This is a genomic window from Verrucosispora sp. FIM060022 (genome assembly GCF_003977705.1).
Lineage (GTDB): Bacteria > Actinomycetota > Actinomycetes > Mycobacteriales > Micromonosporaceae > Micromonospora > Micromonospora gifhornensis.
The window spans coordinates 89204-115154 of record NZ_RQIV01000001.1 but is presented as its reverse complement, the minus strand read 5'-3'; the positions used below and the strand labels follow the sequence as shown (position 1 = coordinate 115154).

Sequence of the window (25951 nt, the reverse complement as noted above, 5' to 3'; positions counted from 1 at the left end):
CAGACCTTGCCGATGGGCTTTGTCGGACGATCCACGCCTGTCATGATGCGGCGCATGTCTGTGCACCGTCGTACCGTGCTCGGGCTCGGCCTGGCCGCGGTCACCGCCGCCGTCGCCGGCTGCCGCCAGCCGGCGTCGCCGTCCACGCCGGACGCCGCTGCCGCCACCGGGTCCCCCACCGGCCCCGCCGCGACACACCGTCCCCGCGCCGGGGCGTCGAGTGCGCCGCCCACGGCGACGCCCTCGGCGGCGGCCGGCGAGGCGCTCGGCGCGGCACCGGGCAGCTCGGCCGAGGCGGCGGCCGACGGCAGCCTGAGCGGGCAGGCCGGCATCGGCACGCCGTCACCGTTGAGTCGGGCCCTGACCATGGAGCTGACCCGGCACCTGAAGCCCACGGCACACAACCCGAACCATCCCGCGTACGCGGGCGCGGTGGCGTACGTGCAGGTCGACGGCAAGCTCGTCGCCCGGGCCGTGGTCGGCAAGGCGCTGCGCTACGGTGCCGGCCCGGTGCTGCTGCCCGAGTCGAAGCAGGTCGCCATGCGCCACGACTCGATCTTCGACACCGCCTCGCTGACCAAGGTGTTCACCGCCATCCTGACCTTGCAGCAGGTCGACGCCGGCCGGATCGCCCTCGACGCCCCCGTGGTGGAGTATCTGCCCGGCTTCACCGGCACCGGCAAGAGCAAGGTCACCGTCGGCATGCTGTTGGCGCACACCAGCGGGCTGCCCGTCGGTGCCAAGGTCACCGGCCTGCCCGACGACGCCGCCCGGCGGGCCGCCGTGCTGGCCACCCCGCTGATCAAGGGCGCCACCCCCGGCACGGTCTTCCGCTACTCCAGCGTCGGTCTCATGGTCGCCGCCCAACTCGTCGAGCACGTCACCGGCCAACGGCTCGACAAGGCGCTCAAGTCCGGCATCACCGGCCCGCTCGGTCTGCGCGACACCGGTTTCAACCCCAGGACCTGGCTCAGCAGCGCCGACCAGGCCGCCCGACTCGTCGCCACCGACGCCCGCTCCAGCCGGGGGCTGCTGCGTGGCACCGTGCACGACGACGTCGCCAACCACCTGGGCGGGATCGCCGGGCACGCCGGCATCTTCTCCACCGCCGCCGACCTCACCGTCATCGGGCAGCTGCTGCTGGACGGCGGCACCTACCGCGGCACCCGGATCCTCTCTGCGGAGACCACCGCGAGGATGCTGACAAATGTCAACGCCGGCCTGCCCGCCGTCGACGCCGAACGTCCCGACCGCACCTCCGACCATGGTCTGGGGGTGGTGCTGCACCAGCCCTGGTTCATGGGCAAACTCGCCACCAGTCGCACCTTCGGACACACCGGCTTCACCGGCACCTCGCTTCTCGTGCACCCCGGCCGCCGGATCGTGCTCGTCCTGCTCACCAACCGCGCGCACCCCAACTGGAGCTGGGCCAACCCCGACCCGGTCCGGGTCGCCGTGGCGAACCTCTGCGCCTGACCGTCCCGCCGGATCGCCTGGCACGCGCCGCACAAAAGGACAAAGAGCCGCGTGTCGACCAGCGACGCAGGACGCGCCCGGGTACCCCACGCCACAAGGCACTCCCCGAACCCGGTCCGGACGTGTCACGATTCAGAGCACGGCGTGTGGGTGGCGCCCAGGGGCTGGACGCGGGGCGCGCCGGCGGCGCGATGAGGAGGATGGTCCGGTGTCAGCGGGTGGAGCCCGTCGGGGACGGCGGGACAACGGGATCGACGCGAACGAGTACGCCGTGGCCGGCGACGTCGATCCGCGCGTCGGCGAGCACCTGCTCGACGTGCTGGCGGCCGGCGGCATCGCCGCGTACCTGCAACCGTCGGCGGATCTGAATCCGGTCACCCGCACCACCACCGTCCCGCCTCGGCCGGTCGACCGGCTCTACGTGGACCGCTCGCACCTGAGCACGGCCCGGGACTACCTCAACCAACTGTCCGACGAGGGCACCTCGGGGCGGGTCAACGAGGAACCGGACATCGACGCCGAATGGGCTCAGATCGTCGCCGGGTTCAACGCCTCCCCGGCCGCCGGGGCGCATCCCTGGCCGGCCGCGGAGGACGTGGACGAGCCGCCGGGCCGAGCGGGCACCACCACGACCGCGACCCTGCCGAGCCCCGACGAGCCGGCCGGGCCGACCGCGACCGGCGTACGCCGGTTGCCGTACGCGGCGGACATCTCCGGTGTCTCGGTGGGCCGTGGCCCACGCGACGGCGACGGCCCCTCCCTGCTGGACGGCCTGGACACCTTCGGCGCGGACCTGCCCGACGACCCGGACGCCGACGAGCGTTACGTGCCGCCCCCGCCCCCACCGCTGCCCCGGGTGTCGAAGTTCGCGGTGGCCGGTGTGCTCGCCGTACTGCTCGGGTTCGTGCTGTTCCTCTTCCCCGACCTGGTCCCCGCCGACCGGGGCGTGGTGACGCTGCTCGGATTCACCGGCATCCTCGCCGGGTTCGTCACGCTTGTGTGGCGGCTGCGTCCCGGCGACGAGGAACGCGATCCCGACGACGGGGCGGTCGTCTGAGCCCGCCGAGCCGGTAGCCGCCCGGATACCGGGACGCAGACCGCCTACGCGCAGGGATGTAACAGTGGTGTAACTTACTGTCAGTAGGAATACCGACAGTACGTCACGTCACCCTCCGACTGCCCGGTTGTTCCTTTTCTCGTGGCGGTCACTCCCCTGCTGATCGGAATGCCCGAGATGCGACAGAGCTCCCTCGTGGTGGTGGCCAACCGCCTCCCCATCAACGACAACGTGGCGCTCGACGGCGCCTGCGAGTGGCGACGCAGTCCTGGTGGCCTGGTGAGCGCCCTGCACCCCCTGTTGAGACACACCCCGGCGACCTGGGTCGGTTGGGCCGGCGGGACCGGTCCCGCGCCCACCCTGCCCGACGTCGACGGGGTACGCATGCACACCGTGCCGTTGAGCAGCGAAGACCTGCGCGATCACTACGAGGGTTTCGCGAACGCGACCCTCTGGCCGATCTACCACGACGCGGTGGAGCAACCCGAGCACCACCGGCGCTGGTGGGACGCGTACCAGCGGGTCAACCAGCGCTTCGCCGAGGCCACCGCCCAGGTCGCCGAGAAGGGCGCGGTGGTCTGGGTGCAGGACTACCACCTGCAACTGGTGCCGGGCCTGCTCCGCGCCCTGCGGCCCGACCTGCGCATCGGTTTCTTCCTGCACGTGCCGTTTCCGCCGCCGGAGCTGTTCATGCAGTTGCCGCGCCGCGCCGAACTGCTGCACGGGATGCTCGGCGCGGATCTGGTCGGCTTCCAGCGGGCTCAGGCCGCGCACAACTTCGCCCAACTGGTGACCAAGGTGCTTGGTCTGCCGGCCACCGACCGACGGATCGCGGTCGAGGACCGGATCGTCCGCATCGGAGCGTTTCCGGTCTCCATCGACACCGCCGAGATGGCGGCGCTCGCCGGCCGACCCGAGGTGGTCGACCGGGCCCGCCGGCTGCGGCACGACCTCGGCAGCCCGGACCAGGTCATCCTCAGTGTCGACCGGATGGACTACACCAAGGGCATCGAGCAGCGACTCAAGGCGTACAGCGAGTTGCTCGAAGGTGGACACGTCAAGGTCCGCGACACGGTCCTGGTGCAGGTGGCGGTGCCCAGCCGGGAACGGGTCGGTCAGTACCAGATCCTCCGCGACCGGGTCGAACGCGAGGTCGGACGGATCAACGGCGAGTTCGGCCGGGTGGGCGAGCCGGCGATCCACTACCTCACCCAGCCGTTCGACCGGACCGAACTGGCCGCGCTCTACCGGATCGCGGACGTGATGGCGGTGACCCCGCTGCGGGACGGGATGAACCTGGTCGCCAAGGAGTACGTGGCCGCCCGGGTGGACGACGCCGGCGCGTTGCTGCTCAGCGAGTTCGCCGGGGCCGCCGCCGAACTGTCGCAGGCGTACCTGGTCAACCCGCACGACCTGGAGGGGCTCAAGCAGGGGTTGCTCGCGGCGCTGCGCGCCGAGCCGGCCGACGTGCGGGCGCGGATGCAGGCCATGCGCGCGCACCTGCGGGAGCACGACATCCGCGCCTGGGCCCGTTCCTACCTGTCCACCCTGGACCAGACCGGGTTGCTGCTCACCCGGCTCGGCGGCTAGGCCGAGCCACCGGGCCGACCCGACTGCGTGGGTCGGCCCGCCGCCCCGATCAGGGCGGACCCGACGGCCCGATCAGGGTCGGCCGGTGCGGCCGGGGTGTTTGCGCAGCCAGTCGAGGATGGCGTCGATCGGCTCCTGCCACCGGGCGTCCAGCATCAGGTCGTGTCCCATGCCCGGAAAGAGCAGCGGGGCCGAGCCGTAACGCCGGGCCGCGCGGGTCAGCGCCGTCGCCGGCACCACCCGGTCGTCGGGGCTGCCCAGCACCAGCACCGGCGGGCGGCCCACCGGCGGTTCCGGGTCGGCACCGGTGAGCAGTTGCCACTGGGCACGTCGGGCGGCCCGACCCAGCCGGGCGGTGTACCGCCGGGCCTCGGCCTCGGGCAGTTCCCGGCTGAACAGCTGGCTTCGACGGGGCCGCAGGCCGCCGCCGAACACCGCCGGCAGGGTGCCGACCGGGTTGCGGCGCAGCGCCGCGCCCAGGCCCGCCCAGCCACCGAACACCGGGGCCACCAGCACCGCCGCCCGGGCCGGGTAGCGGGCCAGGGCGTGCGCCACCACAAGCGCCCCGGCGCCGTGCCCCACAAGCACCGCCTGGCGCGGCAGGCCCGCCGCCGCCTGGACCACGTCGTGTGCGTACGCCCGCAGGTCCGCCTCCGGCGCCGGGCCGCTGCCGCCGTGCCCGCGCAGGCTCACCGCGTACGCCGGGAATCCCCGGGAGGCGGTGTGCCCGAGCCAGTGCTCGGCATACGCCCAGGCGCCGTGCCCGAAGCCCGGTACGAACAACAGCGGCGGCTGCCCCTCCTCCAGTTCGGGGGCGGCGCTGAGCACCTCCCGCCGTACCGGCCGGACCGGACGGGCCCACTCCCAGCCGCGCACGATCCGCGGCCGCTCGCTCACCTGCGTCACTTGCCCTCCAGGTCACGCAGCGCACGCTCCAGGGCGCGCAGGTAGTCGACGTGGCCGACCTCGAACCAGTGCCGGGTCGAGTCCTTGACCCGTCCCGAGTAGCGCTCACCCGCGCCCGCCGAGACCCGGCCCGCGAAGGCGTCGGCCCGGTCCGGACGGTTGATGCGGGCCTGCAACAGCCGGGCGAACAGCACCGCCTGCCAGTGCACCAGCGGGAACAGGCCGGAGTCCGGCTGGAGCAGGCCGGCGACGGCGAGGGTCGGATGGTTCGGCACGAACGCGTTGAGCCACAACCGGGGGCGTCCCACGCCCTCGTCGTCACCGAGGATCTTCGCGTCCAGGAACTCGAAGCGCGGCAGGTAGCCGGTGGCGAAGACGACCAGCTCCGGGTCGATCTGCCGACCGTCGGTCAACTCCACCGAGTGCGGATGCAGCCGCGCGACGTCCGGCACCGGGGTGATCGCGCCGTGGCCGACGTGGTAGACCAGCTGGCTGTTGGCGATCGGGTGGGTCTCGTACACCCGGTGGTCCGGTGCGGGCAGACCGAAGCGGGTCAGGTCACCGACGGTCAGCCGCAACGTGCGGTGGTAGAGCCACTGGCGCAGTCGCAGTGGCACCCGCAGCGCCAGCAGGGTGTCGTTGACCTGGTCGGCCGGACGACCGAAGACGTACTTGGGGGCGTACCAGTAGCCCCGGCGGGTGGAGTGCCAGCAGTGTGAGGCCTGCTGAGCGGCCTCCACGGCGATGTCGCAGCCGGTGTTGCCGGCACCCACCACCAGCACCCGCTTGCCGCGCAACTGCGCCGGGTCCTTGTAGGACGAGGCATGCATGACCTCGCCCCGGAACTGCTCCAACCCGTCGTAGCGGGGCAGCTTCGGCGACCAGTTGTGCCCGTTGGCGATCAGCACGGCGGCGTACCGGGAGGTGCGTTCGGGGCCGTAGCCGCCGGTGCTGCGGGTGGTGACGTCCCACCGGTCACCGGCTACCGGCTCGATGCGCACCACCTCGGTGCCGAACCAGATGTGTCGGCGCAGGTCGAAGTGGTCGGCGTAGCGCTCGAAATAGGACAGCAGCTGGCTGTGGTGCGGATAGTCCGGCCAGTCGTCCGGCATCGGGAAGTCGGGGAACTGGGTGAACGGCCGCGACGAGATCAGGTGGGTGCTGGCGTACACCGGGCTACGGTCGTGCCGCCAGTTCCAGGCACCGCCGATGCCGGTCTCCCGCTCGTAGCAGTCGACACCGAAGCCGTGCTCGGCGAGGTTCTTGATGGCGGTCAGGCCGCTGGCTCCGGCGCCGATGACGCAGACGGTGTCGCCCCGGTCGGCGATCGGGCGACCGTCGTGGCTGCGCGCCAGTGTGGTCGTCTCCGCATCGGGCCGGCCGTGCTCGGTGGGGGTGGGCACCGGGGGATCTCCTTCGTCTCGGCACGCCTGCCGGGTCGCGCGAAATCCTCTCCACATCCGCGCGGTATGTCCAGCCCGTCCGAGCGCCGCAGCTCAGTCGGCGACGGGTAGGAGCAGGTCGACGACGATCGGAAAATGGTCGCTGGCGCGGCGGCTCAGCGGGGTGTCCAGCACGTCGTAGTCGACCACGGTGATCCGGGGGTCGACGAAGACCCCGTCGATGCGTCGCCGGGGGTCCGCGCAGGAGTAGGTGAGCCGGTCGGCCCGGTCCGCCGCCACCGCCGCGTCGGTCAGTCCGTGCGCGACGGTGCACCAGGCCGGGCCGTCCGGTTCCTCGTTGAGGTCGGCCGCCGCGATCACCGGCAACGGCGCGACGTCCAACTCGCGCTTGAACAGTTTCGCCTGGTCGGGCCGTTCGACCGGGTCGGTGGCCAGGTGTGAGCCGGCCACCGTGAAGCGGGCCGGGCCACCCACCACGCAGTCGGCGTACGCGGCACCGCGCATGTGCCGGCCGGGGGTCAGCGGGAAGCGCTGATGCCGCACCCCGGTCACCCGTACCCGCAGGCTGACCAGGAGCAGGTTGCCCAGCGCCGGCAACCCGCCGGCGGCGACCACGAGACCGAACGAGGCGGCCAGCGTGGCCGACTTCGCGCGCCAACCGAACCGGCGCGGCCCCTCCTGCACGATCAGGACGTCGGGTGCCAGCTGGCGGACGACCGTGGCCAGCGCGGCGACGTCGTCACGCTGGCCGTGCACGTTGTACGACACGACGCGCAGCGGCACGCCGCAGGAGGCGTCGGCCACCTCAGATCCGCCGGGCCAGGTCGGCCGCGCCGATCACCCCGGCCGCGTTACCCAACTCCGCAGGGCGGATCTCGGCCACCGGCAACCGGCTGCGCTGGGCGAGCGACTCGGCGTACGACCGCCGGGTCGGGCCCATCAGCAGCTCACCGGCGTCGATGACGCCACCGCCGACGACCAGCACCTGCGGGTCGAGCATCTGCGCCATGTCCGCCATGCTGGTGCCGAGCCAGCGCCCGACCTGGGCGAACGCCTCGGCGGAGACCGGGTCGCCGCTCTTGGCCGCGGCGGTCACCATCGGGCCGGTGATCGCCTCGGCCTCGCCGTCGGCGAGTTCCAGCAGCGCGGTGGCCCGCTGCGGCTCCTGCCGGGCCGCAGCGCGGGCGAAGCGCACCAGGGCGCTGCCGCTGGCGTACTGCTCGATGCAGCCGAGCCGACCGCAGCCGCACTGGTGCCCGTCCGGGACGGTGAGCATGTGACCCAGTTCGGCGGCGATGCCGTTGGCACCCCGGACCAGGTCACCGCCGAGCACGATGCCGCCGCCGACGCCGGTGCCGATGGTGAACATGACCATCGAGTCGTCGGCGTTGCGGGCCGCGCCGTAGCGGAACTCCGCCCAGGCGGCCACGTTGCCGTCGTTCTCGACGATCACCGGCAGGCCGACCGCCGCGCTGACGTACGCCCGCAGCGGCTCGTCCCGCCAGGCCAGGTTCGGGGCGAACAGCACGGTCGAGCGGCTGGCGTCGATCCACCCGGCCGCGCCGATGCCGACCGCCTGGATGTCGTGTCCGGCGGCCAGTTCGGCGACCAGTTCGGTGATGACGTCGCGGGTCTTGCCCACGTCGTCGGCGGGGGTGTCCCGTCGGGTCTGCACCAGCACCGTGCCGGTGTCGTCGACGACACCGCCGGCCACCTTCGTGCCACCCACGTCGACTCCGATGGTCAGCGTCACCGCTGCCACTCCCCTCTGCTGTGCCCCGCGCGTACCTGCGCCCTGGCCGGTGGTGCGGGTCGTCCTGAGATCAGGCTTCGTCGCCTGCTGCGCCCTGCTGCTCGGCGCTGGTGGGCGCCGCGGCCTCCGACGCGGTCCGGCGCTCGCCGTCCGGCGTCCGTGAGGCGGGCACCACCGGGCGGCCGGTCTCCGGCGTCGGGCCTACGGCGTCCGCGACCGGCCCGGCGGCATCGACGGGCGGGACGGCCGGGACGGCACCCTCTTCCGCTCGCGTCGCGGCGGTCCAGACGTGCCGATCCGGTGCCGGCTGAGAATCATGCCCGGTACGGGTCGCCTCGCGCCACACGTGGTCGCTGTCCGGGTCCCCGCCCGGGCCGCTGGAGGGGTCGTCGGGCGTCTCGGGCGGGGCGAAGGCCCGCAGAAAGCTCGCCAGTCCGGCGGCCAGATCGCCCGCGCCGGTGGCCAACCTCTCGGCGAATTCCGGACTCGGATCGCGTAACGCGGCGATTCCCCGGCAGACCGGGCAGACACAGCATTCCGGCGCACCAGTGGCGAAACCCGGGCCGGTTGCGCCCCCGGGCTCCTCGGACGAGTCGTTGTGACCGAGGACACTGGTCATGATCCCGCTCAGTGAGCCCAGCGGCCCTGTGCCGGGGTTGCCGGCGGCCAACCGCGCGCTGGCCAGCAGAGTGGCGACCAGCCGCTCCGCCTCCTGTCGGGCCGAACCCGGATCCGTTGCACCCATCGTGGGCTCCTCTACCGTGGCGACCGCGCCGCCGGACGCGTCACTGCGCCGAACCAGTTGCTTCTACCCGGCGCTTGAGCTGCTTCAACGCGGTATCCATGATCATCTTCTCGGCCTTGCGCCGGAACATTCCGAGCATCCCGACCGCGAGTTCCACCTCCAGGGTGTAGGTCACGGTGGTGCTCCCGTCGGCATTACCGACCAGGTCGTACGACCCGCGCTGGAGCCTCTGCATCTTCGACGGTGTCACCAGGTGCCACTCGATGCGGGACAGGTCCTCGGCGTAGGCGTACTCCAGCACGTACTCGTCGGCCAGCACGCCGGCGTCCAGGACGAAACGGACCTGGCTGGCGTAACCGTCCTCGTACTCCTCGATGACCTCGACCTCGCGCATCGCGTCGGTCCACCGGGGATAGCTCGGGAAGTCACAGATGACCGCCGCCACCTGGTCCGGTGACGCGGCAATGGTGATCGACTGGGTGGAGGAGTCCGCCATGGGGGGAGGCTACCCGCCCCGGGAGCCGGTCGTGCCGCGCCGCCCCACCTGCGATGTGCTCGCCAGCGGCGGGGCAGGTAGGTTTCGAGATGAGCAGACCCGCCGGTGGCACCCGGACCGGCCAGTGCAAGCACGAGGGAGTGCAGGTGCGCGAGTTCTCCGTCCCGCCGATCGTCACCGTCGGCGACTCGGCCAACCTCACCGATCCCGTCTGGGAGAACGCCGAGGTCGCGCCGGACGCGGTGCAGTTCATCCGCCGCGACTCCCAGGGCGGCCTGGTGGACGTCACCTGCCGCCAGTTCCGCGACGAGGTCGTCGCGGTCGCCCGCGGCCTGGTCGCCGCCGGCGTCCGGCCCGGTGACCGGGTCGCGCTGATGAGCCGGACCCGCTACGAGTGGACCCTTGTCGACTACGCGATCTGGGCCGCCGGTGCGGTCACCGTGCCGGTCTACGAGACCTCCAGCGCCGAACAGGCCGCCTGGATCCTGGCCGACTCCGGCGCGGTGGCCGCCGTGGTGGAGTCGACCGCGCACGCCACCCTGGTGGCCGGCGTCCGCGACCGGCTGCCCGAGCTGGCACACCTGTGGCAGATCGACCTCGGCGGGATCGACGAGCTGATGACCACGGGCAGCACGGTGGAGCCCGCCGAGATCGAGCAGCGGCGCGCCGGGCTGCGGTCGGTGGACATCGCGACAATCATCTACACCAGCGGCACCACCGGCCGCCCCAAGGGTTGCGTGCTCACCCACCGCAACATGTACTCCGACATCGCCAACGCGGTGCCGGTACTGCCGAACCTGTTCGGCCCGAACGCCTCCACGCTGCTCTTCCTGCCGCTGGCGCACGCCTTCGCCCGGCTCATCCAGATCGGCGTGGTGCAGGCCCGGGCCACCATGGCGCACTGCTCGGACGTCAAGAACCTGGTCCCCGAGCTGCAAGAGATCAAACCCACCTTCGTGCTGTCCGTACCCCGGGTCTTCGAAAAGGTCTACAACGGCGCGAAGCAGAAGGCCGAGGCCGCCGGCAAGGGCAAGATCTTCGCCCGGGCCGAGGCGGTCGCCATCGCCTACAGCGAGGCGCTGGAGACCTCCGCCGGGCCGGGTCTGGCGCTGCGGGTCCAGCACGCACTCTTCGACAAGCTGGTCTACGGCAAGCTGCGGGCAGCGCTCGGCGGACGCTGCCGGGACGCGATCTCCGGTGGGGCACCGCTCGGCGCCCGGTTGGGCCACTTCTTCCGGGGCGTCGGCGTGCCGGTCTGCGAGGGGTACGGCCTGACCGAGACCTCCCCGGCGGCGTCGGCGAACCTGCCGGGCTTCACCCGCATCGGTACGGTCGGTCGGCCGCTGCCCGGGGTGACCATCCGGATCGCCGACGACGGCGAGGTGCTCATCGCCGGTGACATCGTCTTCCAGGGGTACTGGCGCAACGACGAGGCGACCGCCGAGGCGATCAGCTCCGACGGCTGGTTCCGCACCGGAGACCTCGGATCGCTGGACGGTGACGGCTACCTGACCATCACCGGCCGGAAGAAGGAGATCATCGTGACGGCCAGCGGCAAGAACGTCGCCCCGGCCGTGCTGGAGGACCAGGTACGAGCCCACCAGCTGATCAGCCAGTGCGTCGTGGTGGGCGACCGGCAGCCGTTCATCGCCGCGTTGATCACCCTCGACGAGGAGGCGCTACCGGCCTGGTTGGAGTCGGTCGGCCTGCCCGCCGACACCAGCGCCGAGACGCTGCGCGAGCACGAGGGACTGCGGGCGGAGATCCAGAGCGCGGTGGACCTGGCCAACCAGTCGGTCTCCAAGGCCGAGGCGATCAAGGTGTGGCGTATCCTGCCTCAGGACTTCACCGAGGCCACCGGCGAATTGACCCCGTCGATGAAGGTCAAGCGTCAAGTTGTCCACAAGACGTACGCGGCGGAAATCGCAGACATCTACCGCGGCTGACTACCATCCGTCACGTGTCCGCCTCGACAACCGCCCTGGCCCGCTCCCATCCGCTCGCCTCGGCGACCCGGGTGGTCGTGCTCGCCCTGGTCGCCGTCCTCACCCTGCTCGCCACCCGTGACCTGACCCAGCTCTGGTGGATCGTCCTGCTCGCGGTCGCCGGCCTGCCCGCGTCGATGGCCCCCGAGCACTGGCTGATCGGGCCGATCAGCCGGATGGCGGAGGTGGTGGTGCTCGGCCTGGCGGCGAGTCAGGTCGCAGCGGTCGCCACCATCGGCGGGCACATCGACGGGCTGGGCGCCTCCGCGGTGCTGCCGTACCTGGCGGTGCCGGTGACGGTCACCGCACTGCGACGCCGGTTCCGCGAGGGCGCCCTGCTCATCGCGACGGTCGCCGGCACCCTGCTGATCACCGGCGCGTTCACCGAGGTCGGCGGAGCGCGACAGATGACCCAGACGGGCTACCTCGCGGTCTGCGCCCAGTGGCTGATCCTGGCCGTGCTCGGTCTCTACGCGGCGCAGACGCTGCACCGGGTGATGCAACTGCGACAGGACACCAAACCCCAGCCGTACGCGGAGGCGACCCGGCTGCTGACCCAACTGCGTACCGTCGCCCGCCAACTGCCCGGCGCGACGCTGGACCCCGGTGGGATCTCCGAGCACCTGCTGGAGGAGTTGCGCACGGTGGCCCGCACCGACCGGGGAGCCGTGCTCTCCGCCAGCGGCGGCGGGCGACTGGTGGTGCTCGCCCAGATCGGCGCGGACCGGGTCGACTGGGAGACCACCCTCGACGCCGACTCGGCCATCGCCGACGCCTGGGCCAGTCAGCAGCCGCAGACCGCGGCCCGTTCCCAGTCCCGCTCGCACCGTGGCGGGGACGTGTCGGCGTTGATCGTGCCGCTGGTCGCCGGGGTCCGCACGGTCGGCCTGGTGGTGCTGGAGGCCGACGCCGCGCACGCCTACCCGTCCGCGGTGACGGCCGAGGTGACCGGGCTGACCGGGCCGGCGGCGCTGCGGCTGGAGGCCGCCCTGCTCTTCGACGAGGTGCGGTCGCTGGCCACCAACGAGGAGCGGCAGCGACTGGCCCGGGAGATCCACGACGGGGTGGCCCAGGAACTGGTGATGGTCGGCTACGGCATCGACAACGCGCTGGCCACCGTGCACGAGGACGCCGAGGAGACCGCCGAGAGCCTGCGGACCCTGCGTCAGGAGGTCACCCGGGTCATCACCGAGCTGCGGCTGAGCCTGTTCGAGCTGCGCAGCGAGGTGGACCGGCACGGCGGTCTGGCCGCCGCGATCGCCGAGTACGCCCGTACCGTCGGGGCCTCCGGTGGGCTGCGGGTGCACCTGTCGCTGGACGAGTCCACCGCCCGGCTGCCCGCCGCCACCGAGGCCGAGTTGCTGCGCATCGCCCAGGAGGCGGTGACCAACGCCCGTAAGCACGCCGGGGCGACCAACCTCTGGGTCACCTGCGAGGTGGATCCCCCGTACGCCCAGATCGAAGTGTCGGATGACGGTCACGGCATAGGTGACAAACGTTCCGACGGGCACTATGGGCTTGCGATCATGGCCGAGAGGGCGGAACGTATCCGGGGCCGGTTGGAGATCAGACCACGTCAGCCCAGCGGGACGACCGTGGCGGTGGTGGTCGGCTCGTCGCCCCGGCGCGATAACCTTCGCGGTAGCGCCGCCGCAGCAGAAGGGGAGTAACCCGAGGATGACCACAAGTCCGACACCGGCTACCCGTACCAAGGTCCTCCTTGTCGACGACCACGACTTGATCCGTAAGGGCCTGCGGCACGCCTTCGAGCGCGACCGGCAGTTCGAGGTCGTCGGCGAGGCCGCCACGGCGGCGGAGGGCGTACGGCAGGCCGGCGCGCTGCAGCCGGACGTGGTGATCATGGACCTGCGGCTGCCCGACGGCAGCGGCCTGGAGGCCACCCGCGCACTGCGCAAGTCCAGCGCGTCGATGGGCATCGTGGTGCTCACCATGTACGCGGGCGACGACCAGCTCTTCGGTGCCCTGGAGGCCGGGGCGAGCGCGTTCGTGCCGAAGACCGCGCCGGCCGACGAGGTCGTCGCCGCCGCCCGGCACGCCGCCTCCTCCCCCAGCGCCTTCACCGCCGCCGACCTGGCCGAGGCGATGAAGCGCCGGCTCGCCCCGTCCGGGCCGCAGCTGTCGCCGCGCGAGGGCCAGGTGCTGCGGCTGCTCGCCGACGGCATGAGCGTGGCCGGCATCGCCAAGCAGCTGTTCGTCAGCGAGTCGACCGCCAAGACGCACATCTCCAAGCTCTACGAGAAGCTCGGCGCGGCCAACCGGGCCCAGGCGCTGATGACCGCGCTGCGGCTCGGCCTGCTCGAAGCCCCGGACGCGCCCAAGTTCTGAGCAACACCCACGTCGACAAAGGGATCCGTGTCCGCCACCGCGCGGGCACGGATCTTTCGTATCGACCTGCGTTTGCGGACGCACTATGGTCTCGGTGATGAAAGCGGGGCAGAATACCCGCCGGGGCATTGACGCCTACACCGTGTGCGGAGGAGTGAGACATTGCAGCGGCCGGACTGGGCACCCGAGACGATCGATGTCGAGCGGCCCAGCGTCGCTCGGATGTACGACTACTACCTCGGCGGATCGCACAACTTCGCGGTGGACCGGGCGGCGGCCCAGGCCATGGTGGCCGCGGTTCCGGAGGCTCCGCTGATGGCCCAGGCCAACCGCGCCTTCCTGCGCCGGGCCGTGCAGTTCCTCTGCGAGGCGGGGATCCGCCAGTTCCTGGACATCGGTTCGGGCATCCCGACCGTCGGCAACGTGCACGAGATCGCCCAGCGGCACGCCCCCGACTCCCGGGTGGTCTACGTCGACGTGGACCCGGTCGCGGTGGCGCACAGCCGGGAGATCCTGGCCGGCAACGAGAGCGCCGCGGTCGTCCAGGAGGACCTCCGCCACCCCGAGCGCATCCTCGCCCACCCGGACGTCCGCGCGATGATCGACTTCTCGCAGCCGGTCGCCGTCCTGGTCGTGGCGGTGCTGCATTTCGTCGGTGAGCACGACCGGCCGGCCGAGGTGCTGCGCACCCTGCGGGCGGCGTTGGCCCCGGGCAGCTACCTGGTGCTGTCGCAGGCCAGCGACGACGGTCGCAGCGAAGCCGAGCGGGCCGAGGCGCAGAAGGTCTACCAGCGCACCGACAACCCGCTGTGGGTCCGCAGTCGGGCCGAGCTGACCGCGTTCTTCGACGGCTTCGAACTGGTCGAGCCCGGGGTGGTGTGGGTGCCGCAGTGGCGTCCGGAGACCCCGGACAGCGCCGAGGACGCCGAGCGGGCCGTCTTCCTCGGTGGGGTCGGGCGACTCGGTGGGTGAGCCTCCGGACGGTCCCGCCCGCCCCGGCGCGTTCGCTCGGGCGTGGGCCAAGGCGTTGGCGGGCACCAGCTATTTCCCGATGACACACGCCCAGCTGGAGACGCTGTTGCAGCGGCTCACCGACCAGCTGGCCGCGGCCCTGCGCACGGAACCGCTCGACCTGCGCGCCGGGCACCGGGTGGCCACCGAACTGGTCGCCTCGCACATCGCCTCCGCCGAGGCGCTCGGTCGTACCGTCGAGGTGATTCAACTCCGGCTGGTACGCGACCTGGACCTGGTCGCCGACGACATCGCCGACCGGATGGCCCGGCTGCTCGCCGCGATCGCCACCGGCTACGCCCGCGCGCTGCGCGACCGGACGTTGGACGAGCAGGAGGCGATCCGGCGGGCCGCCCTGATCGCCCGGGCCGACGCGGAGCGGGCGCTGCGGGCCAGCGAGGCACGCTTCCGGCACCAGGCCACCCACGACCCACTCACCGACCTGCCCAATCGGACGCTGTTCGCCGAACGGCTCGCCGCGGTCTGCACCGAGCACCGCGACGACGTCCACCGGGTCGGGCTGTGCTTCCTCGACATCGACCGGTTCAAACGGATCAACGACTCGTACGGGCACCAGATCGGCGACCGGGCGTTGGTGGCGGCGGCTCACCGGCTCAGCCGCGCCGTGGAACCTCACCTGGTGGCCCGCCTCGGCGGGGACGCCTTCATGATCCTCGTCGAACGCTCCACCGGCACCGGGGACGTGGTGGCGGTCGCCGAGTCGGCGCTGGCCGCCCTCGCCGAGCCGGTGCTGGTCGACGGGCACGACGTCACGGTCACCGCGAGTGTCGGCGTGGTGGAACGCCAGGTCACCGGCACCACACCGGACGACCTGTGGCGGGCCGCCGGCAGCACGCTGCACTGGGCCAAGAGCGCCGGCGGTGCGGGCTGGGCGCTGTACGACGCCGAACGCGACAGCCGGGAACAGGCTCGGCAGGCGCTCAGCGCGGCCATCCCCGGCGGGCTGGAGCGGGGCGAGTTCTACCTCGACTACCAGCCGTTGACCTCGTTGCAGGACGGTTCGGTGCTCGGGGTCGAGGCGTTGGTGCGTTGGCAGCATCCGCAGTTGGGGGTGCTGCGTCCGGACAGCTTCATCGGGCTGGCCGAGGAGACCGGGCTGATCGTGCCGCTCGGCTCCTGGGTGCTCGCCGAGGCCTGCCGCGAGGCGGTCGGCTGGTCGGCCGCCACCGGCGAACCGCCGTACGTCAGCGTCAACCTGGCCGTACGTCAGCTGCGCCGCCCCGACCTGGTGCAGGAGGTGTGCGGCCTGCTGCGGCGCACCGGCCTGCCACCGAACCGGCTCCAGCTGGAGATCACCGAGAGTATGATGATGAGCAGCGCCGAGGAGCCGGTGCGGGCCCTACGGGCGCTTGCCGACCTCGGGGTACGCATCGCCATCGACGACTTCGGCACCGGCTACAGCAACCTGGCCTACCTGCGGGACCTGCCCGTGACCGAGCTGAAGGTGGCCGGCGAGTTCGTCCGGGGCCTGCGCGCCCCGGAGGCCGCCGACGAGCGGATCCTCGCCTCGCTGGTCTCGCTGGCCCACGCGCTGGACCTGACGGTGACCGCCGAGGGCGTGGAGACCGTCGGGCAGGCCGAACGGCTGCGCGCGATCGGTTGCGACGCCGGCCAGGGCTGGCACTTCGGCCGTCCCGCCCCCGCCGATCACATCCTCGCCCGGCTCCGCTGAGGTGTAAGGAAGGGCACCTTGTTAACGCCTGCGGTAGAGCAGGGGACCCCTGTTAACAGTCAGCCCGTCAACAGAGCCGTCAGACGGTCGGCCTGGGTCTCCCAGCGCCACTCCCGTTCCACCCAGGCCCGACCGGCCGCGCCGAAGGTACGCGCCAGGTCCCGGTCGGCCAGCAGGGTGCCCACCCGGTCGGCGAGTTCAGTGAGATCCCGGCCGTTGACGACGTAGCCGGTCTCCCCCTGCCGCACCGCGTCCGGTGCACCGCCGGAGTCACCTGCCACCACCGGCAGGCCGGTCGCCGACGCCTCCAGGTAGACGATGCCGAGCCCCTCCACGTCCAGCCCACGGTTGCGGGTCCGGCAGGGCATCGCGTACACGTCACCGGCGGCGTAGTGGGCGGGTAGTTCCTCCGCGGGCACCGAGCCGGTGAAGACCACCTCGCGCTCGACGCCGACCTGGCGGGCCAGCCGGGTCAGCGTCGCCCGGTACGGTCCGCCGCCGACCACCAGCAGCGCCGCGTCGGGCACCCGACGCTGGATCAGCGGCATCGCCCGGATCAGCATGTCCTGGCCCTTGCGGGGCACCAGCCGCGAGACGCAGACCACCACCGGCCGGTCGGCCAGCCCCAGCCGGCGTCGCACCTCCGTGCCGTCGACGGCCGGGTGATACAGCTCGGTGTCCACGCCCGGGGCGAGTTGCCGCAGCTCGGTCAGCCCGTCCAGGGCGCGGGCCAGCCGGTTGCGGGTGTACTCCCCGAGGTAGGTGACCACGTCCGTGCCCCGACCGATGCGCCGCAGGGCGGTCCGGGCCAGCGGCAGCGCCGCCCAGCCCACCTCGTGTCCGTGGGTGAGGGCGACCACCCGGCGTACGTCGGCCCGACGGCGCAGCCCCGCGGCGAGCAGGCCCAGCGGGGCGGCCGCCCCGAACCAGACCTTGTCGCAGTCGTAGGCCCGGGCCAGCCGGGCAGCACGGCGGGCCACCAGCGGGGTCGGCAGCAGCATCCGGGTGCGCTCGCGGACCACCTCGAACGGCTGGTCGGCGTCGAACTTGTCGGCACCCGGCCAACTCGACGCGTACACCACCACCGATCCGGCGGGCTGGCGTACCGCCAGGTTGTGGACGAACGACTGGATGCCGCCGGGACGCGGCGGGAAGTCGTTCGTGACCAGCAACGTGCGACCCATCAACCGGCCTTTCTGGCGTACGCGCGGGCGGCGGCGATCCGCTCCACGGTGGAGGGGTGGGAGGCCGAGTAGAGGTACTCCCAGCGGGGCGGATCCGGGTCGGAGAGGTTGACCGAGGACAGTCGCCGCTGCATCGACTCGAAGGCGGCCGGGTCACCGGTGAGCGCGAGCGCGTGCGCGTCGGCGCGGGCCTCGACCCGGCGCGACATCAACGCCTGTGCCGGCGCGAAGACCAGCCCGGCCACCGTGACCAGGGCGAGCAGCAGCCCGAACGCACGCGGCTCGGCGACCGAGCCGACACCGGCCAGGCGCAGCAGCGGCGGCCAGGAGCCGATCAGGTAGAGCGCCACCACGGCGGCTGCCGCGCCGAGCGCGCCGGTGAGCGTACCGACCGGCACGTCCCGGTCCTTGGCGTGGCCGAGTTCGTGGGCCACCACGGCGGTCACCTCGGCGTCGGTCGCCTCCCGCAGCAGGTTGTCGTAGACCACCACGCGGCGGGTCGGGCCGAATCCCGAGACGTAGGCGTTGACCGCCCGGGTGCGCCGGGACGCGTCGGCGACCAGCACGTCGCGCACCGGTACGCCGTCGCGGGCGGCCAGGTCCATCAGCTGGGTGCGCAGCGGCCCCGGCTCCATCGGGCTGAACCGGTTGAACACCGGCTCCACCAGCACCGGCAGCACGAACGACAGCAGCACCACCAGGGTCGCCGCGCCCGCCGCGCCGAACGCCCACCACCAGCGGGGGGCGAGTCGCACGACGGTGTAGAAGCCGAGCAGGGCCACCGCGCCGATGACGGCACTGACGGCGTACGACTTGAGCAGGTCGACGGCCCAGCCGGCCCAGCCGTTGGTGGCCAGTCCCCACCGGGTGAGCACGCTGTGCCGCCAGGCGGCGAAGGGCAAGGTGACCAGGTCGGCCACGAGCACCACGGCGAGCCCGCCGAGGATCGCCTGCGCCGTCCAGTGGTCACCGAAGGGGCGCCCGGCCAGTTCGATCAGGCGGCTGCCCAGCGGGGTGAGCCCGAGCGCGAGCGCCACCAGCAGCCCGACGCCGAGCGCCGCCCAACTGCCGGGGCGCAGCGCGGAGCGGAACTGTCGGGCCCGTTCCACCTGGTCGGCGGGGAGGTCCCGGAGCGCGGCGAGCTGGTCGGCGCGGGGCGCGGGCGGACGGTTCCACGGGATCAGCACCAGGGCCGCCACCAGCACCGCGAGGCCGAGCCCGGCCAGGGTGAGCACGGCCCAACCGCGCGGGCTCACCGGGCCACCCGACCCGAGTGCGGCGACCCGGCGCAGCGACCGGTATCGGACCGGCCGTCCGCTCTGCCTCTCATACCGTCGCTCCTGTCGCCATGGGCGCCAATCCTATTGCCCGGCCCGGGGTGTCCCCACGCGCGTGGAGCGCAGCCGGTCCGGTCAGGAGCGGGACAGGCGGCGCAGCAGCGAGTCCGCGCCCAACGGGTAGGCGCCGTGTCGGCGTACCCCGTCGGCGACCTCGCGGTCGGAGGAGACCACCACCACCGGACGCCCCGGTGGCTCGGCGCGGACCAGCCGGCGGATCAGTTCGTCGGCGGTCTCGCCCTTGCGGGAGAAGAGCACCCGTACGCCGCGGGGGGTGGGCGGCAGCCCGTGCATCCGTTCGGCGCCGTCGAAGACCACGGTGACCTCGTCACCGGTCTGCGCGGCGATCCCGCCCAGGCCGGTGATCAGCCGCTTGCGCTGCTGTTCCAGCGACATCTCCCCGAAGCCCCGCTTGGTCACGTTGTAGCCGTCGACCACCAGGTGGGCGCGGGGCAGGGCGAGCAGCTGGTCCAGTCGGGCCGGGTCGTCGGTGTCCCGGGCCCGGGCCGCGGCCGGGGTGGAGGTGGCCGTCGAGGAGTCGGCGAAGGAGTCGGCGACGAAGTCGGCGGGCAACTTCTCCACCGGGTCCAGGGCCAACTCCCGGCGCAGCCCGACGGCGGCCTGCCCGATGGTCTCCAGCAGCAGCCACAGGCGGGCGTCGTCGACCGACCGGGCCTCCTTGGCGCTGGCCCGGGCGACCCCGGCCGCCGCCTCGGCTTCGGCCAGTCGAGCCCGGGCTCGGCGCAGTTCGGCGTCCGCGTCGGCCGCCGCCCGCGCGGCCCGGCCCCGCTCGGTGGCCAGCAGTTCGCTCGCCCGGCGTTCGCGGGCCTGGCTCTCCCGCAGCGTCCGGGCCAGCTGGCGGGATTCCTCGCGCAGTTGACCCAGTTCCTCGCGGACCCGGGCCAGTTCGTCGCGCAGTTTGTCGGCCTCGACCCGGGCCACCGCGCGGTCGTGGTCGGCCCGGTTGGCCCGCTGCTCGGCCTGGCGGACCAGTTCGGCCACCACGGCGGTGTCGGCCTCGGCGCGTACGGCCGCGCCGCTGGCGTCGATCAGCTGCCGCCACCCGCGCGGCCGGGCCAGGTAGGCCAGGGCGGCCACCTCGACCGGGTCGGCGGCGGCGGGTGCCGTCCCGTCGACCACGGCGGCACCCAGGTCACCGGCGTCGGCCAGCACCCGGGCGGTGACCCGCTGACGGAACAGCGGGTCGGCGGCGAGTTGGGCGGCGATCACCGGCGCGCCGAGGCGGGCCCGCCGGTTGGGGGCGAACTTGGCGACCCGACGCAGCGGCACGGGCACCTCGTCGCCGGGCAGGCCGGGCAGCACGGCGGCGGTGAGTGAGACGATCCGCTGCCGGACCGGCTCGGGCAGGCTCGGCTCCGGCTCGGGTGTCTGCTCGGCATCCGGATCGGCGGCGGTCTGCTCGTCGGCGGTCCCGGCGTCGGCACCGCCCTCGGCGGAAGTCTGCGGGTCCCCCAACCCCCCGGCGGCGGCGACATCGGCGAGGTCACCGGCAGCCGGCACCGCGACGACCTGCTCCTCCTGGGAGAGGTTGTCATCGTGCGGCTCGGTGAGGGGCATGTGGCAAGTCTCCCACCGCGACCGGGCCCACCGCCCGGTGAGTGAGCCGATCTCTCATCCTAGACCGGTGGTGGCGAATGGGACCGGTGGGGCGGGAGTGTCGGACCGGACGGTTACCGTGCCGCCGATGGCAGCACAGGAGTACCTCCAGCCGGCGCTGGCCGGGCTCGACCCGGCCGTCGACGGCGTCGACCCGGCGCTGCCGCTGTATGCGACGACGTTCGTGGTCGTCGACCTGGAGACCACCGGTGGGGCACCGGACGGCGGCGGCATCACCGAGATCGGCGCGGTGAAGGTGCGCGGTGGCGAGGAGCTGGGGGTGCTGGCCACCCTGGTCAACCCCGGTGTGCCGATTCCACCGTTCATCACCGTGCTGACCGGTATCACCGAGGCGATGCTGCTGCCCGCGCCTTCCATCGAGCAGGTGCTGCCGAGCTTCCTGGAGTTCGTCTCCGATGCCGTGCTGGTCGCGCACAACGCCCCGTACGATGTCGGTTTTCTCAAGGCCGCCTGCGCCCGGCACGGCTACCGCTGGCCCAACCCCCGGGTGTTGGACACCGCCGCGCTGGCCCGGCGGGTGCTGCTGCGCGACGAGGTGCCCAACCGCAAACTCGGCACCCTGGCGGCCTACTTCCGGGCCGCCACCACCCCGACGCACCGGGCGTTGGACGACGCCCGGGCGACCGTGGACGTGCTGCACGGGCTGATCGGGCGGCTCGGCGGGCACCGGGTCGACACCATCGGCGAGGCCATCGAGTTCGCCCGGGCGGTCACCCCGACGCAACGCCGCAAACGGCACCTGGCCGACGGGCTGCCCCGCTCCCCCGGGGTCTACATCTTCCGGGCCGCCGACGACCGACCGCTGTACGTCGGCACCTCGCGCGACATCGCCACCCGGGTCCGCAGCTACTTCACCGCCGCGGAGAAGCGCGCCCGGATCTCGGAGATGCTGGCCGCCGCCGAGCGGGTCGAGGCGCTGGAGTGCGCCCACTCGCTGGAGGCGGAGGTCCGGGAGCTGCGGCTGATCGGGGCGCACGCGCCGCCGTACAACCGGCGGTCGAAATATCCGGAGCGGGTGGTCTGGCTGAAGCTGACCGACGGGCCGTACCCCCGGTTGTCGGTGGTGCGGGAGATCTCCCCCGACGACCGCGCCTACCTCGGGCCGTTCTCCTCGCGACGGGCCGCGGAGCTGGCCGCCGCCGGCTTCCACGACGCGGTCCCCCTGCGCCAGTGCACCCACCGGCTGTCGCTGCGCACCGTCACGCCGGCCTGCGCGCTGGCCGAGCTGGGTCGCTGCCTGGCACCCTGCGAGCACCGGATCACCCCCCAGGAGTACGACGCGGTCGCGGTGACGCCGTTCGCCGAGGCCACCACCGGCGACGCCAAGCCGGTGGTGGACGCCCTGCTGGCCAGGATCGAGGCGCTGGCCGCCGGTCAGCGCTACGAGGAGGCGGCGGTGCTCCGGTCACGGCTGGCGGCGGTGCTGCGGGCGACCGTACGCATGCAGCGGCTGGCCGCGCTGACCAGCATCGCCGAGGTGGCCGCCGCCCGGCCCGCCGAACACGGCGGCTGGGAGCTGGCGCTGGTGCGGCACGGTCGGCTCGCCGGCGCGGGGGTCAGCCCGCCCGGGGTCCACCCGCGACCGACCCTGGCCACCATCCGCGCCACCGCCGAGACGGTGTCGGCCGGGCACGGCCCGGTCCCGGCGGCCACCCCGGAGGAGTCGGAACGGATCCTGTCCTGGTTGGAACGGCCGGAGACCCGGCTGGTGGAGATGTCGGCCGGTTGGGCCTCTCCGGTGTCCGGCGCGGGGCGCTTCCGTGACCTGTTGACCAAGGCCGAGAACGCGGCGTCCCATCAACTCTGGTCCGAACGCTCATGAGCAACTGTCCGATCGGACTACGTCGACTCACTTAGTCTGTTAAGGGAGTGCAGTCCTGCCCGTTTCGAGGTTCTGCTCCCGGTTGCCGATCCGCTGGCGCGCCGGTGCGGAAGTGAGGGGGTGTCCCACGTGGACGTCGACGCCGGACGCGGCGGCGCCCTGCGGGGCGCACTTCCCGCCCAGCCAGGCGAACTACCGCTCGCCCGCCGACTCCGGTCGCTGCTGAGCTGGCCGACCACCGACACCGAGCCGGTGGGGCAGCTCGTCCGCACCCACCGCAGCATCCATTCGGGTGCCGATCCCGCGGTGCTGCGCCGGTCGTACACGATCGCCGAGAACATGCATCGCGGCCAGTTCCGCAAGAGCGGGGAGCCGTACATCACCCACCCGCTCGCGGTCGCGCAGATCTGCGCCGAGCTGGGCATGGACACCACCACGCTGGTCGCGGCGCTGCTGCACGACACCGTGGAGGACACCCGCTACACGTTGCAGGCCCTCGCCGAGGATTTCGGCCACGAGGTGGCCCACCTGGTCGACGGGGTGACCAAGTTCGACAAGGCGTTCTACGGTCAGGCCGCCGAGGCGGAGACCATCCGCAAGATGATCATCGCAGCCGGCAAGGACGTCCGGGTGCTGATCATCAAGCTGGCCGACCGGCTGCACAACATGCGCACCCTGGGCGTACGCTCGGCGGCCTCGCGGGAACGCATCGCCCGCAAGACCCTCGAGGTGCTGGTACCCCTCTGCGACCGGCTGGGCATCCAGACCCTCAAACGGGAACTGGACGACGTGGTGCTGCTGCACCTGGAGCCGGACGAGCACGCCCGCATCGCCCGCCACGTGCACGACCGCCCCGGCTGGGACAGCTACCTCAACGACGTGGTGGCCCAGGCCAAGGTGGCGCTGCGGCGAAGCCGGGTCGACGCCCAGGTCGCGCCCCGACCCCGGCACCTCTACTCGATCTGGAAGGACACGGTCGCCGGCGGCCACACCGTGCCGTACGACCTGCCCCGCATCACCGTCGTGGTGGACGGCCCGGCCACCGACTGCTACGCGGCCCTCGGCGCCATCCACGGGCTGTGGCGACCGGTGCCCGGCCGGTTCAAGGACTTCATCGCCTCGCCGAAGAACAACCTCTACCGCTCCCTGCACACAAGCGTCTGCGGCCCCCGCGACCGCACGGTGGAGGTGCTGATCCGCACCGAGGAGATGCACCGCTCGGCCGAGTACGGGGTGGCCGCCGACTTCCGCTTCCCCCGCGCCAGCGGCGCGCCGGCGGCCCGCACCGAACAGCTCGACTGGTTGCGTCGGGTGCTGGACTGGGAGCAGGACGCCGCCGACCCGGCGCAGTTCCTCCAATCGCTGCGCTGCGACCTGGCCGAGGCACAGATCCAGGTGGTCGCCGACGGTCGGCAGATCGTCCTGCCGGCCGGCGCGACCCCTGTCGACCTGGCCTACGAGCTGGGCACCGACCGGGGCGAGCGATGTCTCGCCGCCCGGATCAACGGTCGACTGGTCCCGCTCTCCTCCGAGTTGGAGGAGGGCGACGTGGTCGAGATCTTCACCGAGACCGACGAGGAGTGCTCCCTCGACGCCGAAGTCGCCCCGCGCGGCCCGCGCCGCGAGTGGCTCGGCTTCGTCAAGTCGCCGCACGCGCAGATGCAGATCAACCGCTGGTTCGCCGAGCACAGCGAGCCCGGCATCTCGATCAGCGACAAGGTCCGGCTGGGCCGGGCCACCATCGGGCTCGCCCTGCGCCAACACAACCGAGGGCTGGCCAGCGACCTGCCGCTGCTGCGGCTGTCGGAGGAACTCGGCTACCCCGACCTGGAAACCCTGCTGGTCGCGGTCTTCGACCGGGTGCTCGAACCGGACGCCGTCGTACGCCAACTCATCGACCTCGTCGACCATCGGCAGTAAGGCGACCACCGGCAGTGACGCACCGCGTTCCTCGGGCGCGAGCGCGTCTCGCGGCCACTAGCCTGAAGCCATGACCCCCCGCTCGCGCCGCATCGGACGCGCCGTCGCATACCAGGTCTTCTATCGGCTTCCGCCGTCGGTACGGCGTCGGCTGGTGCGGCTGGCCGTGCCGAAGTACATCGTCGGCGCGGTCACCCTGGTGCACGACAGCGAGGCAGCGGGCGCGGGTCGACTGCTGCTGCTGCGCCAGCCACCCGGCCGAGGCTGGTCGCTGCCGGCCGGTCTGCTGCAACGCGGCGAGAACCCGGCCGTGGGCGCGGCCCGCGAGTTGCACGAGGAGTCGGGCGTACGCCTCTCCCCCACCCAGTTGACCCCGGCGACCCCCAACGCGGTCGTCCACGCCAAAGGCTGGGTGGACGTGGTCTTCACCGCCAAGGTGCCGGCGTCGAGCACCACGCTGACCGTGGACGGGGCCGAGGTCTTCGAGGCCGCCTGGCACCCGCTGGACGACCTGCCCAAGCTGACCTGGCCCACCGCACGGCTGCTCGCCTACTACGACATCGGTCCACTGGCCGGGCAGTTCCCGCCACCACTACCCGACACCCTGCCATGACCAGCCCACCGCCAGCACCGACGTCCTCGGGCGGGCCTGGGGAGGGGGCCGTGGCCAGCCTCGACGGTGGCCTGTGCGCGGTGGTGCTCGCCGCCGGGGAGGGCACCCGACTGCGCCCGCTGACCGAACGGCTGCCCAAGGCGCTCTGCCCGGTAGGCAACGTGTCATTGTTGGATCGCGCGCTGGCCCGGCTCGCCGGGCTCGGCCTGACCGGGCCGCAGCAGGTCGCCGTCAACGCCTGCTACCTCGGTGACCAAGTGGTCGAGCAGGTCGGCACCCGAGCCCACCTCTCGGTGGAGCAGGGCACTCCGCTCGGCACCGCCGGTGGAATCGGCAACCTGCGAGACTGGATCGCCGGTCGGGGCGTACTGGTGGGCAACGCCGACGCGTACCTCGCTGACCCGACGTCGCAGCCCGGGCCGGACATCGCCGCGCTGCTGCACGACTGGGACGGCGAATCCGTACGCCTGCTCGGCCAGCCGGCACCCGACCCGACGGCACCAGGCACCTTCGACGGGCACCTGTTCACCGGCTTCTCGCTGCTGCCCTGGCGGCTGGTCCGGGAACTGCCACCGACCTTCGGTGACCTGGTGCGGGCAGTGTGGCGCCCCGCCGAGGCGGCCGGTCGACTGACCGTGGTCCCCTACCCGGGCATCTTCTACGACACCGGCACCCCCGCCGACTACCTCACCGCCAACCTGCACGCCGCCGGCGACGACAGCCTGGTCGATCCGACCGCCACGGTCACCGGTCACTGCCACCACTCGGTGATCGGCGCAGGCGCCACCGTACGCGGCACGGTGACCCGCTGTGTGCTCTGGCCCGGTGCCACAGTCCACGCGGACGAGAATCTCCACGACGTGATCCGAGTCGACGAAAACCTCACCGTCCCAACATCCTGACCCGCTTCGGAGCCCCCGGGCTTTGACCGTCCCAGCAGCCCCGATTCCGTCGGCGGGCCCTAGCATGGGCGGGG

21 protein-coding genes are annotated in these 25951 nt (G+C 72.6%); 12 read left to right on the top strand and 9 right to left on the bottom strand.

What is annotated here, in order from left to right:
* The first annotated feature begins 54 nt into the window (after window positions 1-54).
* From EG812_RS00500 to EG812_RS00490, 3 genes are all read left to right on the top strand, one after another.
* Entirely contained in the window at window positions 55-1476 is a 1422-nt protein-coding gene (locus EG812_RS00500; protein WP_233579327.1) for a serine hydrolase domain-containing protein, read from the top strand.
* A gap of 208 nt (window positions 1477-1684) precedes the next feature.
* Entirely contained in the window at window positions 1685-2533 is an 849-nt protein-coding gene (locus tag EG812_RS00495) for a DUF308 domain-containing protein (RefSeq protein ID WP_126710444.1), read from the top strand.
* Between the two features lie 177 nt (window positions 2534-2710).
* The gene (locus EG812_RS00490; RefSeq protein ID WP_043725346.1) at window positions 2711-4123 is read left to right on the top strand and encodes an alpha,alpha-trehalose-phosphate synthase (UDP-forming); all 1413 of its coding nucleotides are present in this window, start codon (window positions 2711-2713) and stop codon (window positions 4121-4123) included.
* A gap of 72 nt (window positions 4124-4195) precedes the next feature.
* Here the strand turns inward: EG812_RS00490 and EG812_RS00485 are convergent, their stop codons facing one another.
* From EG812_RS00485 to EG812_RS00460, 6 genes are all read right to left on the bottom strand, one after another.
* Window positions 4196-5020: an alpha/beta hydrolase gene (locus EG812_RS00485; protein ID WP_126710443.1), complete on the bottom strand. Its 825-nt coding sequence runs from the start codon at window positions 5018-5020 to the stop codon at window positions 4196-4198.
* A gap of 5 nt (window positions 5021-5025) precedes the next feature.
* Entirely contained in the window at window positions 5026-6432 is a 1407-nt protein-coding gene (locus EG812_RS00480; protein ID WP_126710442.1) for a flavin-containing monooxygenase, read from the bottom strand.
* A gap of 93 nt (window positions 6433-6525) precedes the next feature.
* On the bottom strand, window positions 6526-7236 hold the full coding sequence (locus EG812_RS00475; protein ID WP_013735144.1) for an endonuclease/exonuclease/phosphatase family protein: 711 nt from the start codon (window positions 7234-7236) through the stop codon (window positions 6526-6528).
* A 1-nt stretch (window position 7237) separates the two neighbouring features.
* Window positions 7238-8185: an ROK family glucokinase gene (locus tag EG812_RS00470; protein ID WP_013735145.1), complete on the bottom strand. Its 948-nt coding sequence runs from the start codon at window positions 8183-8185 to the stop codon at window positions 7238-7240.
* Between the two features lie 70 nt (window positions 8186-8255).
* Window positions 8256-8930 (bottom strand): hypothetical protein, encoded by a 675-nt coding sequence (locus tag EG812_RS00465; protein ID WP_126710441.1) that lies wholly within the window; start codon window positions 8928-8930, stop codon window positions 8256-8258.
* Between the two features lie 40 nt (window positions 8931-8970).
* A complete protein-coding gene (locus tag EG812_RS00460) occupies window positions 8971-9426 on the bottom strand; it encodes an SRPBCC family protein (protein ID WP_102659485.1) in 456 nt (151 codons plus the stop codon).
* A gap of 146 nt (window positions 9427-9572) precedes the next feature.
* Between EG812_RS00460 and EG812_RS00455 the strand changes: the two genes are divergently transcribed.
* From EG812_RS00455 to EG812_RS00435, 5 genes are all read left to right on the top strand, one after another.
* On the top strand, window positions 9573-11372 hold the full coding sequence (locus tag EG812_RS00455) for an AMP-dependent synthetase/ligase (protein WP_126711053.1): 1800 nt from the start codon (window positions 9573-9575) through the stop codon (window positions 11370-11372).
* Window positions 11373-11386: 14 nt separating this feature from the next.
* A complete protein-coding gene (locus EG812_RS00450) occupies window positions 11387-13081 on the top strand; it encodes a GAF domain-containing sensor histidine kinase (RefSeq protein WP_013735149.1) in 1695 nt (564 codons plus the stop codon).
* 7 nt (window positions 13082-13088) lie between these two features.
* On the top strand, window positions 13089-13757 hold the full coding sequence (locus EG812_RS00445) for a response regulator transcription factor (protein WP_007072219.1): 669 nt from the start codon (window positions 13089-13091) through the stop codon (window positions 13755-13757).
* A 162-nt stretch (window positions 13758-13919) separates the two neighbouring features.
* The gene (locus tag EG812_RS00440) at window positions 13920-14729 is read left to right on the top strand and encodes an SAM-dependent methyltransferase (RefSeq protein ID WP_013735150.1); all 810 of its coding nucleotides are present in this window, start codon (window positions 13920-13922) and stop codon (window positions 14727-14729) included.
* A 79-nt stretch (window positions 14730-14808) separates the two neighbouring features.
* The gene (locus EG812_RS00435) at window positions 14809-16461 is read left to right on the top strand and encodes a putative bifunctional diguanylate cyclase/phosphodiesterase (protein WP_233579399.1); all 1653 of its coding nucleotides are present in this window, start codon (window positions 14809-14811) and stop codon (window positions 16459-16461) included.
* A gap of 59 nt (window positions 16462-16520) precedes the next feature.
* Here the strand turns inward: EG812_RS00435 and EG812_RS00430 are convergent, their stop codons facing one another.
* From EG812_RS00430 to EG812_RS00420, 3 genes are all read right to left on the bottom strand, one after another.
* A complete protein-coding gene (locus EG812_RS00430; protein WP_126710439.1) occupies window positions 16521-17645 on the bottom strand; it encodes a glycosyltransferase family 4 protein in 1125 nt (374 codons plus the stop codon).
* Window positions 17645-18901 (bottom strand): M48 family metallopeptidase, encoded by a 1257-nt coding sequence (locus EG812_RS00425; protein WP_126710438.1) that lies wholly within the window; start codon window positions 18899-18901, stop codon window positions 17645-17647. The genes EG812_RS00430 and EG812_RS00425 overlap by 1 nt, the downstream gene beginning before the upstream one ends.
* A 156-nt stretch (window positions 18902-19057) precedes the next feature.
* The gene (locus tag EG812_RS00420) at window positions 19058-20560 is read right to left on the bottom strand and encodes an NYN domain-containing protein (RefSeq protein WP_126710437.1); all 1503 of its coding nucleotides are present in this window, start codon (window positions 20558-20560) and stop codon (window positions 19058-19060) included.
* Between the two features lie 127 nt (window positions 20561-20687).
* On the opposite strand from EG812_RS00420, the gene EG812_RS00415 reads away from it, so the two are divergent.
* The 4 genes from EG812_RS00415 to EG812_RS00400 all read left to right on the top strand — a co-directional run bounded on the left by EG812_RS00415 (window position 20688) and on the right by EG812_RS00400 (window position 25877).
* Window positions 20688-22442 (top strand): DEDD exonuclease domain-containing protein, encoded by a 1755-nt coding sequence (locus EG812_RS00415; RefSeq protein ID WP_126710436.1) that lies wholly within the window; start codon window positions 20688-20690, stop codon window positions 22440-22442.
* Window positions 22443-22571: 129 nt separating this feature from the next.
* A complete protein-coding gene (locus tag EG812_RS00410) occupies window positions 22572-24362 on the top strand; it encodes a RelA/SpoT family protein (RefSeq protein WP_013735160.1) in 1791 nt (596 codons plus the stop codon).
* Between the two features lie 70 nt (window positions 24363-24432).
* Window positions 24433-24975 (top strand): NUDIX hydrolase, encoded by a 543-nt coding sequence (locus EG812_RS00405; RefSeq protein ID WP_013735161.1) that lies wholly within the window; start codon window positions 24433-24435, stop codon window positions 24973-24975.
* A 50-nt stretch (window positions 24976-25025) separates the two neighbouring features.
* On the top strand, window positions 25026-25877 hold the full coding sequence (locus EG812_RS00400; RefSeq protein WP_126710435.1) for a nucleotidyltransferase family protein: 852 nt from the start codon (window positions 25026-25028) through the stop codon (window positions 25875-25877).
* The last annotated feature ends 74 nt before the right edge of the window (window positions 25878-25951 follow it).